At 40.4% G+C, this 13716-nt stretch carries 18 protein-coding genes and 5 tRNA genes; 2 read left to right on the top strand and 21 right to left on the bottom strand.

Annotated features, from left to right (window positions below):
- Positions 1–54: 54 nt before the first annotated feature.
- From rplL to rpe, 18 genes are all read right to left on the bottom strand, one after another.
- Positions 55–432 (bottom strand): 50S ribosomal protein L7/L12, encoded by a 378-nt coding sequence (gene rplL, locus NYG90_RS04645; protein WP_285257707.1) that lies wholly within the window; start codon positions 430–432, stop codon positions 55–57.
- Between the two features lie 37 nt (positions 433–469).
- Positions 470–955 (bottom strand): 50S ribosomal protein L10, encoded by a 486-nt coding sequence (gene rplJ, locus NYG90_RS04640; protein WP_115012231.1) that lies wholly within the window; start codon positions 953–955, stop codon positions 470–472.
- A gap of 90 nt (positions 956–1045) precedes the next feature.
- Positions 1046–1750 (bottom strand): 50S ribosomal protein L1, encoded by a 705-nt coding sequence (rplA, locus tag NYG90_RS04635; protein ID WP_285264756.1) that lies wholly within the window; start codon positions 1748–1750, stop codon positions 1046–1048.
- Between the two features lie 13 nt (positions 1751–1763).
- Positions 1764–2189: a 50S ribosomal protein L11 gene (rplK, locus tag NYG90_RS04630; RefSeq protein ID WP_115012229.1), complete on the bottom strand. Its 426-nt coding sequence runs from the start codon at positions 2187–2189 to the stop codon at positions 1764–1766.
- 12 nt (positions 2190–2201) lie between these two features.
- Positions 2202–2732, bottom strand: coding sequence for a transcription termination/antitermination protein NusG (gene nusG, locus NYG90_RS04625; protein WP_115012228.1), 531 nt, complete (start codon positions 2730–2732; stop codon positions 2202–2204).
- A 9-nt stretch (positions 2733–2741) separates the two neighbouring features.
- Entirely contained in the window at positions 2742–2927 is a 186-nt protein-coding gene (secE, locus tag NYG90_RS04620; protein WP_115012227.1) for a preprotein translocase subunit SecE, read from the bottom strand.
- Between the two features lie 23 nt (positions 2928–2950).
- Positions 2951–3026: transfer RNA gene (locus NYG90_RS04615), tRNA-Trp, on the bottom strand.
- A gap of 20 nt (positions 3027–3046) precedes the next feature.
- On the bottom strand, positions 3047–3217 hold the full coding sequence (rpmG, locus tag NYG90_RS04610; protein WP_115012226.1) for a 50S ribosomal protein L33: 171 nt from the start codon (positions 3215–3217) through the stop codon (positions 3047–3049).
- Positions 3218–3231: 14 nt separating this feature from the next.
- Positions 3232–4431, bottom strand: a complete 1200-nt coding sequence (gene tuf / locus NYG90_RS04605) for an elongation factor Tu (protein ID WP_115012225.1) — start codon at positions 4429–4431, stop codon at positions 3232–3234.
- A 91-nt stretch (positions 4432–4522) separates the two neighbouring features.
- Positions 4523–4597, bottom strand: a tRNA-Thr gene (locus NYG90_RS04600).
- A gap of 52 nt (positions 4598–4649) precedes the next feature.
- Positions 4650–4726, bottom strand: a tRNA-Gly gene (locus NYG90_RS04595).
- A 43-nt stretch (positions 4727–4769) separates the two neighbouring features.
- Positions 4770–4854: transfer RNA gene (locus NYG90_RS04590), tRNA-Tyr, on the bottom strand.
- Positions 4855–4910: 56 nt separating this feature from the next.
- Positions 4911–4986: transfer RNA gene (locus tag NYG90_RS04585), tRNA-Thr, on the bottom strand.
- Positions 4987–5176: 190 nt separating this feature from the next.
- Positions 5177–5725, bottom strand: coding sequence for an RICIN domain-containing protein (locus NYG90_RS04580; protein ID WP_285257706.1), 549 nt, complete (start codon positions 5723–5725; stop codon positions 5177–5179).
- A gap of 9 nt (positions 5726–5734) precedes the next feature.
- Positions 5735–6574 (bottom strand): cytolethal distending toxin subunit B family protein, encoded by an 840-nt coding sequence (locus NYG90_RS04575; RefSeq protein WP_285257705.1) that lies wholly within the window; start codon positions 6572–6574, stop codon positions 5735–5737.
- A 14-nt stretch (positions 6575–6588) separates the two neighbouring features.
- Complete coding sequence (locus NYG90_RS04570; protein WP_285257704.1) at positions 6589–7290, bottom strand: RICIN domain-containing protein; 702 nt, start codon at positions 7288–7290, stop codon at positions 6589–6591.
- A 56-nt stretch (positions 7291–7346) separates the two neighbouring features.
- Positions 7347–8108, bottom strand: a complete 762-nt coding sequence (locus tag NYG90_RS04565; protein ID WP_115012221.1) for a 3'-5' exonuclease — start codon at positions 8106–8108, stop codon at positions 7347–7349.
- A 13-nt stretch (positions 8109–8121) separates the two neighbouring features.
- Positions 8122–8763 carry a ribulose-phosphate 3-epimerase gene (rpe, locus tag NYG90_RS04560; RefSeq protein WP_115012220.1) on the bottom strand — a complete coding sequence of 214 codons (642 nt, stop codon included), beginning with the start codon at positions 8761–8763 and terminating at the stop codon, positions 8122–8124.
- A gap of 190 nt (positions 8764–8953) precedes the next feature.
- Between rpe and NYG90_RS04555 the strand changes: the two genes are divergently transcribed.
- Positions 8954–9868, top strand: a complete 915-nt coding sequence (locus NYG90_RS04555) for a class 1 fructose-bisphosphatase (protein ID WP_285257703.1) — start codon at positions 8954–8956, stop codon at positions 9866–9868.
- On the top strand, positions 9865–10095 hold the full coding sequence (locus tag NYG90_RS04550; protein ID WP_115012218.1) for a hypothetical protein: 231 nt from the start codon (positions 9865–9867) through the stop codon (positions 10093–10095). The genes NYG90_RS04555 and NYG90_RS04550 overlap by 4 nt, the downstream gene beginning before the upstream one ends.
- Before the next feature lie 85 nt (positions 10096–10180).
- Here the strand turns inward: NYG90_RS04550 and NYG90_RS04545 are convergent, their stop codons facing one another.
- From NYG90_RS04545 to NYG90_RS04535, 3 genes are all read right to left on the bottom strand, one after another.
- A complete protein-coding gene (locus NYG90_RS04545; RefSeq protein WP_285257701.1) occupies positions 10181–11653 on the bottom strand; it encodes an FtsK/SpoIIIE domain-containing protein in 1473 nt (490 codons plus the stop codon).
- Positions 11654–11716: 63 nt separating this feature from the next.
- A complete protein-coding gene (locus NYG90_RS04540; RefSeq protein ID WP_285264755.1) occupies positions 11717–12418 on the bottom strand; it encodes a GIY-YIG nuclease family protein in 702 nt (233 codons plus the stop codon).
- Positions 12419–12427: 9 nt separating this feature from the next.
- Positions 12428–13651 (bottom strand): methyltransferase, encoded by a 1224-nt coding sequence (locus NYG90_RS04535; RefSeq protein ID WP_285257699.1) that lies wholly within the window; start codon positions 13649–13651, stop codon positions 12428–12430.
- Between the last annotated feature and the right edge of the window lie 65 nt (positions 13652–13716).

The following is a 13716-nucleotide window of genomic DNA, read 5'->3' as shown; positions in this document are numbered from 1 at the left end:
AAATATAGATAACTATATTTGGGCGACTCAACAAACAAATAGGGTGTAGTAGGATTATTTAATCTCAACTTTTGCACCAGCTTCTTCAAGTTTTTTCTTAAACGCTTCAGCATCATCTTTATTGATACCTTCTTTGAGTGTGTGGGGAGTTTTTTCTGTCGCATCTTTTGCCTCTTTGAGCCCAAGACCAGTGATTTCTCGCACAACTTTGATAACATTGATTTTGTTTGCACCAGCTTCCACTAGGACAACGCTAAAATCAGTTTTTTCTTCAGCTGCTCCACCAGCTGCTCCACCAGCAACTGCGCCAGCAACTACTGTTGGCGCAGCACTAACGCCAAATTTCTCTTCAAAAGCTTTTACAAGTTCTGAAAGTTCTAGAACAGAGAGTCCGCCGATATATTCCAACACATCTTCTTTTGTGATAGCCATTTTAGCTCCTTTTAAATTTTAAATTACATAGCATACGCTATGAGTTTTGTTCTTTTTGCTTTCTTAGATTGTCTAGCCCTGTCGCAAAATAGCGAGCTGGAGCTGTCCAAACAGATAAAAGCATACCAATAAGCTCTTCCCTACTTGGAAGTTTAGAGACAGATATAATATGGTCTTTATCCACTTTTTGTCCTTCAAAACTACCAGTCTTGATAACAAACTTTTCCGCATTTGCTTCGGCAAACTTGACAGCAATCTTTGCCAAAGAGATTTGATCTTCTCCCCAAATAAAGATATTTGTATCTTTAATGTCAAGCTCGGGCATATTCGCATTGTTTAGAGCAATGCGAGCCAAGGTATTCTTTATGACTTGGACTTTAACATTTGCTTGCCTAGCATTGTGGCGCAACTCTTCTAGGGATTTTACTCCAATCCCTTTGTAATCACACACAAGCAGAGCTTGAGCAGTTCTAAACTCTTGTGTTAGTGTTTCAACCATTTCTTGTTTCTGAACTTTGGTCATATTTCCTCCTTTCAGACAAGACTTATACAAGGTTGGATATTAAGCTTGCGCCCTTGTAGTCATCAGTCTAAGATAAATATCAATTAAAGGCTACTTTACATCCATAAGAATCTGCGCATCAAGCTTGACAGCAGGGGACATAGTTAGGGATAGCACTCCACCACGGATAAACTTACCCTTTGCACTAGATGGTTTGAGTCGATTAATTGTCTTGACTAGCTCAAGCATATTGTCTTTAATTTTATCTTCAGAAAAGCTCACTTTTCCTATAGGTGCGTGTATATTTCCCTTTTTATCGACACGGAAATTAACCTGTCCGCTTTTTGCATTAGAAACTGCTTTGCTTACATCCATTGTAACAGTCCCTGTTTTTGGGTTTGGCATTAGTCCTTTTGGACCTAAGATTCTACCAACTTTACCGACAAGAGCCATCATATCAGGCGTTGCAATAACAATGTCAAAGTTTATGTTGCCATTCTTGATTTCTTCTGCAAGATCATCATCGCCTACAACATCAGCTCCCGCATTTTTAGCTTCATCAGCTTTTGTCCCCTTAGCAAATACGGCAACACGAACTTTCTTGCCTGTCCCATGCGGTAAAACAACTGCTCCTCGGATCATTTGATCTGCGTGGCGTGGATCGACGCCCAGCCGTAAAGCCAACTCGACTGTTTCATCAAATTTAGCCGATGCTAGAGACTTAACCACGCTAATACCAAAATCTATATCATAAAACTTATTGGCATCGACTTTTTCAGTTAAATTTTGGATTCTTTTTGCTACTTTGTTCTTCATCTGTATTCTCCATTTATCCTACAATTTCTATACCCATACTTCGCGCAGACCCAGCAACAATTTTTTTAGCCGCTTCTATATCATTAGCGTTAAGATCTTCCATTTTTGCCTCAGCAATATCTTGCAACTGTTTAGAAGTGAGCTTACCAACCTTATTTTTTAAGGGATTATCGGATCCTTTCGAGATACCAGAAGCCTTTTTGATAAGATCTGTTACGGGTGGTTTTTTTGTGATAAAAGTAAAGCTCTTGTCCTGATAGACAGTAATGATAACTGGTATGTTAAAATCACCCATGTCTTTAGTCTTTTCATTAAAAGCTTTGCAAAATTCCATAATATTGATCCCCCTTTGTCCAAGAGCTGGACCAACGGGTGGAGATGGATTCGCCTTTCCTGCGGGAATTTGAAGTTTTAATTCACCTACTATTTTCTTTGCCATTTTTTACCTTTCTTAAACTATTTTTTCCACTTGTGAATACAAGATTTCTATTGGAGTATTTCTCCCAAAGATAGAAACATTTAGCTTCAGCTTTTTGTGTTCAATATCGTATCCTTCAACAGTTGCAGTGAAGTTAGCAAAAGGACCTTCATTGATTCTTACAACTTCTCCGGGGTCAAACGACACCTTAGGCTTAGGTGCTGCGCGGTTTGTGTTTTTCTCTAGGATATGGGTAATATCTGCCTCGCTCAGTGGAGTTGGCTTCTTGCTCTCACCAATGAAACCGCTGACCCTAGGAAGGGATTGGATCGTATGCCAAAGCGATGTATCCAAATCCACATGTATAAATACATATCCTGGATATATACTTCTCGCACTTATTTTCTTTGCTCCATCTTTCATCTCATAGATGTCTTCTGTAGGAACAACCACCTCTTTTACTCTGTCTTGGAGACCAAGCTCTTGAACAAGATTTTCAATGGCTTTTTTTACTGATTGCTCACTGCCAGAATATGTTTGTATAGCATACCAACCTAGCGACATATAAATCTCCTAATCTCCAAAAAATTTAGACACAGAAGCAAACAAAATAAGATCGACTAGACCCAAAAACAAAGCAACCACAATAACCACAACAACTACAGATATTAGAGCATTTCGAATTTGTTCTTTTGTTGGAAAAACAACTTTAAGAAGCTCTTCTTTTGCTGCTTTATAGTAAGTAATTATTTTTTTCATTTCTTGCCTTGTATTATTGCTAATGGCAGGTCAGGAGGGACTCGAACCCCCAACAACCGGTTTTGGAGACCGACGCTCTACCATTGGAGCTACTGACCTAGAAAAGCTAGAGATAAACTCTAGCTTTTAAGCTTAACTTCTTTGTGAATAGTGTGTTTGTTAAGCCTAGGGCAGAACTTCTTGAGCTCCAGTTTTTCTGTTTTTGTTTTAGCATTTTTAGTTGTGCTGTAGTTAATGTCCCCACATTCCGAACATTTCAAACCAATTTTTATCACATTACCCTTAGCCATTTTGTGAGCCTTGATTACTTGATAATCTTGCTTACAACACCAGCGCCGACAGTTCTACCGCCTTCACGGATGGCAAATTTAGTCCCAAGCTCAAGTGCGATAGGGCTGATAAGCTCGACAGTGATTTTGACATTATCGCCAGGCATAACCATTTCTACACCATCTGGTAACTTGATAGAACCTGTTACATCGGTCGTTCGCACATAGAATTGTGGGCGATAGTTATTGAAGAATGGAGTATGTCTGCCACCTTCATCTTTGGATAGGACATAGATCTCACCTTCAAATTCGCTATGAGGAGTAATGGAACCGGGTTTACAAAGAACCATACCTCTCTCTACCTCCTCTTTCTTCGTCCCTCTCAAGAGAATACCAACATTATCCCCAGCTTCACCTTTGTCTAGCTCTTTTCTAAACATCTCGACACCAGTAACTGTTGTCTTTTGTGTATCTCGAATGCCAACGATTTCTACTTCATCGCCAACTTTAACAACACCTCTTTCAATCCTGCCGGTTACAACTGTCCCACGACCAGCAATTGAAAAAACATCCTCTACTGGCATAAGGAAAGTTTTTTCTGTATCGCGCTCTGGAGTAGGGATATACTCATCAACTTTCGCCATAAGATCTAGAACCTTTTGTCCCCAATCACCAACGCTACCAGCTTTGGCTTCTTCTAGGGCTTTAAGAGCTGATCCAGCTACGATAGGTGTATCATCTCCAGGGAAGTCATACGCACTAAGAAGCTCTCTAACCTCCATTTCCACCAAGTCAAGCAATTCTTGATCATCAACCATATCTTGCTTGTTCAAGAAAACAACAATATATGGCACACCTACTTGACGAGATAGCAAGATATGCTCACGAGTTTGTGGCATAGGACCATCTGCAGCAGAGACAACAAGAATAGCCCCATCCATTTGTGCCGCACCTGTAATCATATTTTTTACATAGTCGGCGTGTCCTGGACAATCCACATGTGCATAGTGGCGATTTTCTGTTTCGTATTCGATATGAGAAGTTGCGATAGTAATCCCTCTTTCTCTCTCCTCAGGAGCGTTATCGATTTTGTCGTAATCTTTCATTTCTGCAAGACCTTTTGTCGCAAGAACAGCAGATATAGCAGCACTTAGAGTTGTTTTACCGTGGTCAACATGCCCAATTGTCCCAATATTGACATGGGGCTTATTCTTGACAAATTTTTCCTTTGCCATAAAAGTCTCCTAAAATTGAATTTGAAGCCTTGATTATAATCCTTATTTCTTTATGTAAAGATAAAGATTACAACAAAACCGCTAGAAAAACTGGAGCCCATAAGCGGGATTGAACCGCCGACCTCTTCCTTACCAAGGAAGTGCTCTGCCACTGAGCTATATGGGCATAAATGGTCTTGAGAGCGACTATATAGTGAAGATTACTTCAGCTCCCAGTATGGAGCGGGAAACGGGGCTCGAACCCGCGACCCTCAGCTTGGAAGGCTGATGCTCTAGCCAACTGAGCTATTCCCGCGAAAATGCTCCTACAAACCACATCTAAGACAATGCTTAAACTATGGTGGTGAGTCGTGGATTCGAACCACGGAAGACAAAGTCAGCAGATTTACAGTCTGCCCTCGTTGGCCACTTGAGTAACTCACCAAATCAGCAAAAACTGGTCAAACACTGAATCAGAAAAGTCTGTTAGAGTTTGAAAATGGAGCTGGTTAAGGGACTTGAACCCCCGACCCTCTGCTTACAAGGCAGATGCTCTACCAACTGAGCTAAACCAGCATTAAAAAAATCGGGATTATACATAAAATTACCCCTTGTTGTCAAGAGATATTTAATGTCTAAATTAGATTATTTTTTGGATTGTGTGCCTGAAGTTATGTAGGGGGATTTATTCTCAATAGGCAATATTTAAAGATTTTTACCAAGCGCAAAGCATCGCGCTTAATTGATGTGAATAAATGCTGCAAAATCACATTGAGAGTTTTGTGTCGATGCGAGGTGGCGTGAGCACCCAAAGCCAGCGCAAATCTATCGGCGTATGCGCAGCGGTAAAGCAAGGTAAGATTCTTAGACTTTGAGCGATTTTCTTGCCACTAGATTCTACAACTAAGCATCCTTCAGCAGCGATGGATTGGATTTGTAGTGCGCCACTAGAAGTTGGCAGTAAGGAAAAAAGCGTGCGATGATCACCCAAACGCACCGTGGAGCATTCTCCAAGACCAAGCCAGAATCCATCACTCATAAGGCATTGATCGTGCTTGCTGATATGGCGGAATTGCACTGCACCAAAAGGGAATTTTTTATTTAAATAGCCCGGTAGCATTACTTCTACAAGATTCCAATTCACTTCTGCGATACTGCCGCTTGCATAGAGAGATTCTCCTGTGCTCATAGCGCGGATAGATACAGATTGATTGGTGATTAGCGGCTGCTTTTTGGCATAGACTAGAGAGAATCCTGTGCAAAGGAATATACTAGCTAGAATCCATAGTCGTTTAGAATGATTGATAGCGATCATACATTGTCCTTATTTGCTAAATATTATAGGGATATGAGCCGAATCAAATTGTAGCCTTACATTGCTATATCCTAGGTGGGCTTTGAGTGTGGGGGCTAGGTAGGGAGACTTCCCAGAATTACCACTAAGCGCATATTCTAGGATTCCACCATTTTTCCTAGTTGCTACAGATGGTGCGATGATAGCGATCCGCTCTTGCAAGCTTGGGGGGATTGCTGCTTGCAGGGCTTGTGGGTGGGTATTAAAGCTCCCAAGGATAAGCCACTGCAGCGTTTGCGCTCTTGGGTGTTTGGCGAAGTAGTCAAATGTATTGGCGATATTAGCAGGGGTGTCTGCTCCTTTTCTATCGATAGAATCCATTGTGATAAACACATCATCATTCAAGGCGATTGCTAACATTGGCAGCGAGATTTTATTGCTTGGCTTAATGGCAAAGACCTCAGTGGCGCGTTTTTTTGTGATGATGGCAAGATTGATACCGCGCATATTTGTATCAGCACGCATAAAATAGACAAATACTTTGCCATATCCTTTGCCTAGATCCCATTGATACTCTTGGATAGGCAGTGTGGTGGCATAGGGTAGGGTGAAAGTCTTGATAAAATCCACATTTGTGGGGAGACCGCCCACTTCTTGTAGTGCCAAAATATCTACGCCATTGCTTCCGCCAAGGAGACTGCGGATGGTATTGTTCCACTTTTCTTCAATGGGCATTTGTGTGTCATTGAGATTCCACGAGCCTATTTTGTAGTCGCGCATATCGGCTAAAGCGTGTGCGATGATGAGACACAGCGTGCTATATACAAACACAAATCTATGCAATATTTGATGGCGTGATATATAAGACATAGGGCTTCCTTGACTTATGGATATAGGATTGGTGTGGGTTTAGCAAAAGGCGGGATGATAAACCACTGCTGTTCGGAGTTTGCCACCTTTAGGCATTTGTTTAGCACGAGTGGGTGATTTACTTTGGTGCGCATACTTGTCTGCAAGCAGCGATTAGTGCTGGCACTTTGGATAGCGACTGCGCCATTTTGCATAGGAAGTAAGCGGAAAAATTGATTGGGGTTTTTGGGATCACAGGGGTAGTGAATCACGCCTTGCCCATAAACATTTAAGCAGGTGTGTGTGAGCTTGTTGATAAAGCGGATAAAGCCATCGCCAATGGGCTGCATAATCCAATTAAACGCATCGCCAAATTGCGTATGCAATGCCGCAGAATGCGCCCACACCCAGCTAGCAGGTGCGCTAGCCCATATTGTGATTACACCTGCACCTTGATTTAGCATAGCGACAAAATCCCTAGGATCACCCATAATGGGGCTAAGAGATGATTTGGCATTGTGGATAAAGCTTGGTATCCTTTGCTTTGCTGGGGCGATTGGCTTGGTGCCTATGGCTAATGGATCATTGGTTTGATGTGGGGCGTTGCCACTGATATTTGCAGCTAAGGGGTTTGCAGCATTGCTAGCACAACCTAAGATGACAAATGGCAATATCAATAAACCTAAAAAGCTTATTGACACTAATCGCGCAAGGGCAGAAAGGATTGATTGCGGCACTTAGGCTCCTTGTGGTGTTGTCGTGTGTATTATAGCAAAGTAAGCAAAAACCATACCTAGAAAGCCTTGTGCTTAGCGCGAGAAAATGCTAGTAAATCTTGTGTGCTATAAATCGAGCTAGGTAGGCAGAGATGTGCGATTTCAAAGACTTTTAAAGCAGTGAGTGCATCGGCATAGGCTCTGTGCGCAGAGGGCGTATTGATCCCTAAAAATTCATTGAGATATTGCAAGGAATAGCGTTTGGAGAGAATGGTTCTTCTCGCTAGGTCAATTGTGCATAAGCGGTGATTAAGCAAACTGCCAAGTCCATAATGCTCCAGCTCGTGGCTGATGAAACTATAATCAAAGCCTACATTGTGTGCCACAAACACGCTCTGCCCCAAAAACGCGCGGAAGTCTTGTAGCACTGCTTTGGCTGGGCGCGCATCTTCTAGCATAGGCGCGGTAATGCCTGTGATTTGCGTGATAGACTCTGGCACAAATGGTGCGTAAATAAACTCATCAAACTTCCCCACAATCTCACCATTTTCATACATAATCGCGCCAATTTCTATGATCTGGGATTCTTGTGGGCGTGCCCCTGTAGTCTCTATATCGACAAAGCAAAATCTCTGCTTAGTATAGGGCGTGGTGGCAGTGTGGAGGAAGTAGGCTTGCGCGTTGGATTCTAGTGGGAAGCCTTGGGCTTTTAGCAGCTCTAGCTCTAGAGCATTTGCTTTAAAGCTTTTTAGCAAATGCTCCATATCATCATATCCTATCGCACGCTCACACAGCCTTGAGTCTAGGGTTTTGGCAAGCGCGTGGAGATTATTGCTCAAAGCCTATCTCTCTCTAGGGCTTTAGTGATGCTATGGCTTTGGCGTAATTATCACTGCCAAACACATAGCTCCCTGCCACTGCGACATCAACGCCTACTTCTTGCAGGCTTTTGATATTATCTGCATTGATTCCGCCATCAACTTCGATCAAGCAGTTTGGGTTTTTGGATTCTATTAACTCCTTGAGTCGGCAGGCTTTTTCAAGCACACTTGGGATAAAGCTCTGCCCTCCAAAGCCCGGATTCACACTCATTAAAAGCACCATATCCACATCTGGCAAAATATAGCGCAAGCTTTCCTGGCTCGTGTGTGGATTCAGCACGACTGCTGGGCGCACGCCATTTGCGCGGATATGAGAGATAAGCCTATGCAAATGCGTTACAGCTTCGATATGCACGCTTATAAACTCCGGGCGCAAAGGCAAAAAATACTCCACAAACCACTCGACATTTTCTACCATTAGATGCACATCAAGCGGGATACTCGCGCGCTTGGCGACTTGAGAGATGATAGGCAGTCCAAAGGTAAGATTAGGGACGAAGTGTCCATCCATCACATCAATGTGTAAATAATCCGCCTTAGCCTGACAGATAGAATCCACTTCTTCGCCAAGCCGCAAAAAATCCGCAGATAAAATACTAGGGGCAACAAGCATAAAAAAACCTTTAGTCTAAAGTAGCACTTGGATATATGGAATTGATAGAATTAAAGCATAGCATAATTTGCATTAGATTATAATCGCTGGAGATTTAAGGCTAAATAGATCGCTACACGATTTGTGCCAAAGTTTTCAAAGAGTTTGCAGGCGTTGGCAAATTCATAGATATTTACAGAAAGGACACAAGATGGATTCTAGGATTCTGGAGATTTTTTCCTGTATTAAACAATGCGCCATTACATTGCAAGAGCTTTTACAATGCGATGATAGTGGCTACCTAGCTAGCACCAATGCTAGTGGCGATACGCAGCTAGCAGTTGATGTGCGAGCGGATAGAATACTAGAAGATGCACTACTAAAGCTTGCGTGTGTGGGTGGAGTCTGCTCAGAAGAAAAATCAAGCGCACTCTATAAGCAAAAAGTGGATTCTAGTCTAGTAGAATCCACTTTTTTGCAGCTGGATTCTAGCCAGTCTCTAGAATCCAGTCTGCTTATAGCCTATGATCCGCTTGATGGCTCAAGTCTTTTTGACTCCAATTTAAGCGTGGGGAGTATATTTGGGATTTATAATGGCGCATTTAGTGCGAGCGCACTTGTAGCAGCAGCCTATATCGTGTATGGACCGCGCTTAGAAGTCGTGCTAGCGTGCGAGAGGGTGGAGCATTGTGTGTATAGTGGGGGGCAGTGGAGAAGCAAGGGTGCTTTGCAGCTAGAATCTAAGGGCAAGCTTAATGCTCCGGGCGGCACGCAAAAGCACTGGAGCAAAGAGCATAAAGAGCTGGTGGAGAGTCTGTTTGCCAAAGGGTATCGCTTGCGGTATTCTGGGGGTATGGTGCCGGATTTGCACCAGATTTTGTGTAAGAAGGGTGGGCTATTTAGCTATCCTGCTACAAGCGATGCGCCAAATGGCAAGCTAAGGAAGCTTTTTGAAGTTTTCCCTTTTGCCTTTATCTATGAAAGGGCTGGCGGAGAGGCGATAAATGGGCGCGAGCGATTGCTTAGTCTATCGTGTGATGGCTTGCACGACAGCACACCTTGCTTCTTGGGCAGCACAGAAGAAATAGCCCAAGTGCGCGCAATCTATATGAATAAGGAGAGATGATGAGCCAAAATCCTAGTGAAGATGTGTTTGAAAGAGAGCTAGATGAGCGGCTGCAACGCCTGCAAGAATGCCAAGGGACAAGAGGGCTACTGCCAGATCCTAGCGATCCGCATAGGCAGGGGTGCTTTGGGTGTGATGAAATGCAGCAGTGCGAGATACGAGATAGCTATATCAAGGCAGTGTATAAAAGTATGAGTAAGGGCTTGGCTGTGGATTTTGACTTCTAGGGTAGCGTGGGGCTAGAAGGCAGGGGGTGGATCTAGCGTGGAAGTCTTGGGATACGGAAGTCTAGTAAGACTATTATCCTTAGTCTTATGCAAACTTTACGCCAAACACGCGTTTTGGACTGCTTGCACCATCTAACTTGATGAGCATATCACCCCTGCCACTCAGTTTTTCAGCTCCACTTTCACCAAGTATAACCCTAGAGTTTTCTGCCTTAGCCACACATAAAGCTATGCGACTAGCACTATTGCGTAAATCACTGCTTAGATTCTTAGAATCTGGATTTTGCATACCAAGTATGATGTGAATCCCTGCTTGACGCACAATAAACATATTTTTTGCAAGCTTTTTCTCAATCTCTTTATTATCCCTAATCACAAAATTGAGCTCTTCAACAAAAACAATCTTATATGTCAAGCCAAGTGATTCTATATCGCTTACTTTTGCTGTTACCATACGCTCATTTCGCTCTTTCATCTCTTCTATCAAATCATCTAAAAACTCACACGCTTCTTCACTCTCTGTAATAAGCCTTATTTTATCGCCAAAGATTTGATAATCAATGCCAAGTTTTGGATCTATCACCACAATTTCTACTTTATTACTCAATAAAAGAGAGTGTATTATGCTTTGCAGTAATATCGTTTTTCCGCTGCCTGTTTTCCCTGCGACAATTAAATGCACTGCTTTTACTAAGTCAAAATAAAAAGGCTTTTTCTCTATATCAAATCCTGCAAAAATAGGCAATTTGTAGCCCTGTGATGGCAATAAAGAGAGAGCATTTTCAATCTCTGTTTTGCTAGGATAGCTCCACTCAGAATCTATTTTTTCTTCCTCAATATTATAGGTCCTTGCTAAACCCTTGCAAGAAGTGATTTTCACATTAGATAATTTAGTGGCTTTATCAAGATATTTTGCCTGTGTTTCAAAGCTTTGTATTTTAAGCGGGTCTTTTATCTCAACTTTGCAGATTCTATGCCTATAAGAATTAAGCGTCTCTAAATGCGTAAGGGCAATATTATATTTAGCAAAACAAGATTCTATCTCTGTAAAAAGTGTGGAATCTTGTGGATTTGTAGAATCTGTGCCAGACTGCGTAAAGTCTTCTTTTTGTAAATGCAAGCCTAAATTATCCTTGCACCATTGATAAAAGCAGTCATTATTTTTCCACGAGTGATAGATCTCAAAAAGTCCCCTTTGGATATTTTTGCCAAGCAAATCAGTATAAGCCTTATCATCGCTAAATACATCAGCTTGTAAATAGGCGTGAAATTTTTCTGTAAGCAAAGCCCGATATAAAAGATCCATATCTTCACTCTCATCTTTATCCTTGCCTGTGAGCTGCTCTAAATGATATTCTTTACCTTTACCGCCATTTAGGGTTTTTTCTGCCCAAATATGTGAGTCTAGCGGCAAAGGCTTTAATCGCAACGCTAAGGCTAGGGCTAAACGCAGGATAAGATATTTTGGAATCTCATTTTCAGATTCAAAGCCTAAGCCCTCTTTTATCACACGATAGATGAGGTTTTCTTCAGTTTGATTTGTGTAAAAATCTGCCATATTCACTCCTAAAATAATTCATTAGAATCTTGCACACTTTTAATTTTCGCATGCCCTCTGTCTTCACTTCACTTGTGTGGCATCGCCCTGTATATTCGCAAGTGGTTTTACTCCAAATTGTGCGATAAATTTTTTAATCATAATATCTTCAACTGCTAGTGATTTTGGTGAAGCAAAGGGGACAGATTTTTCGCCACGCCATTCTATTATCGTTACTTCATCACTACAATCATAAAGATAAAGATTAAAGGTCTTACGAGTAGCGACTAATGATTGAAGCATTTTAATATTTGTAGTAGAGGCAGTCCGCCAATTATTGACCACACCACAATTATAAGAGCCAAGTCGTTTCTTAAAAGTAGTGCGAGATTGACCAAATTTTATAATATGCTCTTTGTTTTCAATTTTACAAGTAAGGATATAGGCTACTCCCAATGCTTTGTCAAAAATTTTCTTTGCGTTTTCATTGGCAAAGTTTAAAGCTAATATTTTTTCATTTTTACGGATAGAATCTTTTATCTCAAGCGGTTTTGCCCTTAAATTACAAATAAAAATAAAATCATCTTTGCCGCTAAAGCTAAAATCCTTAAGTGTGGGTTGGGCTTGAATTTCTACTAGATTAAAGGGCTTGTCATTTTTATTATTAAGCGGAAAAATTTTTGACAATGCGTTTAAGTAGTCATCGCCACTTTTTTGAATATATACACCATTTATCTCATCACAAAGAGAGATAAACTGATTTAGAGTGAGTGAATCTTTTGCCATTTTTACCCTTTAGTAGCGTATTTTTTTATGTAGTTGTTCTATATCGTGTAGCTCTTTTGAATCTAGCTCTATTTGCTTATCAAATGCTAAATGCTTTAAAACCATTATGTTATTGAAATTACCATAGCGAGTAAGGTGTATCAGGACTTTAAAATGCGGTTTGTTTAATATTTTTACATATTCACTTGCTTCTTTTTGAGAATCAAAGGCAAAATAACCCACAGATTGCGTAGTATTAGCTTTAGATTCTATGTATGGGATAAAATAAGTTGATAGTGGAATGATGATAATATGTTTATCATAAATATCTTGCTTTTTACTTGCATAGCGGGTTTTGCGTGGAGTATGAATTGTGCGGTATTTATAAACATTATCTTGCGTATCGCTTAAAAATGCTTTTTGCGTGAAGTTATGCAAATCGCAACGATAGGTAAAATTATTGGGCGTTTTTGAAACTAATTTTTCAATAGCATTTAATATATTCTGCGACATATAAAGTGGTAAAAATGGTAAATCTTTTGGGATTGCAATATTGTGCTGAATGTCTTTTAGCAAATAATTATTAATAATCGTTGTTTTATTATCCATCACACCCTTTTGCCATACCATAATGCTAAATGAACTTCCTACATTTTTAAAATACTTTTTTACATCATTATCAATTACTATAAATGAGCCAAGATTTAATAGCTTTTTTAAAGTCGTATTGTTGTTATTGTAAGTCATATAATTATTTGGCGTTACGAAACAAAGATAGCCCTTGTCGTTAAGCTTATCAATACTAGATTCTATAAATTTGTTAGAGAGTGAGCGGTTTTTATTTCCGCCACCAGAATAGGGAGGATTTGCCATTATTAAATCAAATTTTCCTAAAAAGCTAAACTCCATACCTAAAAAATCATAATCGCTTATATGCAAAGGGTTTAGAATCTTTTTGCAATTTTGCAGTCGTTTCTCGTTAATCTCATTAAAATATATGTTTTTTATATCCGTTTTAAACATAGCATACGCACCAAAATTTCCATTGCCACAGCAAGGGTCTAGCACTCTTATATTCTCTTGTTGCCAAAAATCACTTGGAATGTAGTCAAGCATAACTTTCACACATTCCATAGGTGTGCAAATATCATCACTGCTTAACTTATGAGAATTGTCTTTATTCAACGCATTAAATATATCAAAAATGGATTCTATGTTTTGTTGTGTTATGCAATCAATTATATTTTTACTCATTACAATAGCCTTGCTGACATTTAAATAAAAGTTTTTATATTTTACTATAAATTTATTATTGCAAT

Source organism: Helicobacter zhangjianzhongii, assembly GCF_030249855.1.
GTDB lineage: Bacteria > Campylobacterota > Campylobacteria > Campylobacterales > Helicobacteraceae > Helicobacter_B > Helicobacter_B zhangjianzhongii.
Note: the sequence above shows the minus strand (reverse complement) of the source record. Positions and strands in the feature narration are given on the sequence as shown.

Coding starts and splice junctions, on each gene's coding strand:
- secE (WP_115012227.1), bottom strand. CDS start 2,927: ATGAAAAAAATAATTACTTACTATAAAGCAGCAAAAGAAGAGCTTCTT.
- NYG90_RS04555 (WP_285257703.1), top strand. CDS start 8,954: ATGGATTCTAGGATTCTGGAGATTTTTTCCTGTATTAAACAATGCGCC.
- NYG90_RS04545 (WP_285257701.1), bottom strand. CDS start 11,653: ATGGCAGATTTTTACACAAATCAAACTGAAGAAAACCTCATCTATCGT.
- rplK (WP_115012229.1), bottom strand. CDS start 2,189: ATGGCAAAGAAAATAGTAGGTGAATTAAAACTTCAAATTCCCGCAGGA.
- NYG90_RS04575 (WP_285257705.1), bottom strand. CDS start 6,574: ATGTCTTATATATCACGCCATCAAATATTGCATAGATTTGTGTTTGTA.
- NYG90_RS04540 (WP_285264755.1), bottom strand. CDS start 12,418: ATGGCAAAAGATTCACTCACTCTAAATCAGTTTATCTCTCTTTGTGAT.
- rplL (WP_285257707.1), bottom strand. CDS start 432: ATGGCTATCACAAAAGAAGATGTGTTGGAATATATCGGCGGACTCTCT.
- nusG (WP_115012228.1), bottom strand. CDS start 2,732: ATGTCGCTAGGTTGGTATGCTATACAAACATATTCTGGCAGTGAGCAA.
- NYG90_RS04580 (WP_285257706.1), bottom strand. CDS start 5,725: ATGATCGCTATCAATCATTCTAAACGACTATGGATTCTAGCTAGTATA.
- rpe (WP_115012220.1), bottom strand. CDS start 8,763: ATGCTTGTTGCCCCTAGTATTTTATCTGCGGATTTTTTGCGGCTTGGC.
- rplA (WP_285264756.1), bottom strand. CDS start 1,750: ATGAAGAACAAAGTAGCAAAAAGAATCCAAAATTTAACTGAAAAAGTC.
- NYG90_RS04550 (WP_115012218.1), top strand. CDS start 9,865: ATGATGAGCCAAAATCCTAGTGAAGATGTGTTTGAAAGAGAGCTAGAT.
- tuf (WP_115012225.1), bottom strand. CDS start 4,431: ATGGCAAAGGAAAAATTTGTCAAGAATAAGCCCCATGTCAATATTGGG.
- rpmG (WP_115012226.1), bottom strand. CDS start 3,217: ATGGCTAAGGGTAATGTGATAAAAATTGGTTTGAAATGTTCGGAATGT.
- NYG90_RS04535 (WP_285257699.1), bottom strand. CDS start 13,651: ATGAGTAAAAATATAATTGATTGCATAACACAACAAAACATAGAATCC.
- rplJ (WP_115012231.1), bottom strand. CDS start 955: ATGACCAAAGTTCAGAAACAAGAAATGGTTGAAACACTAACACAAGAG.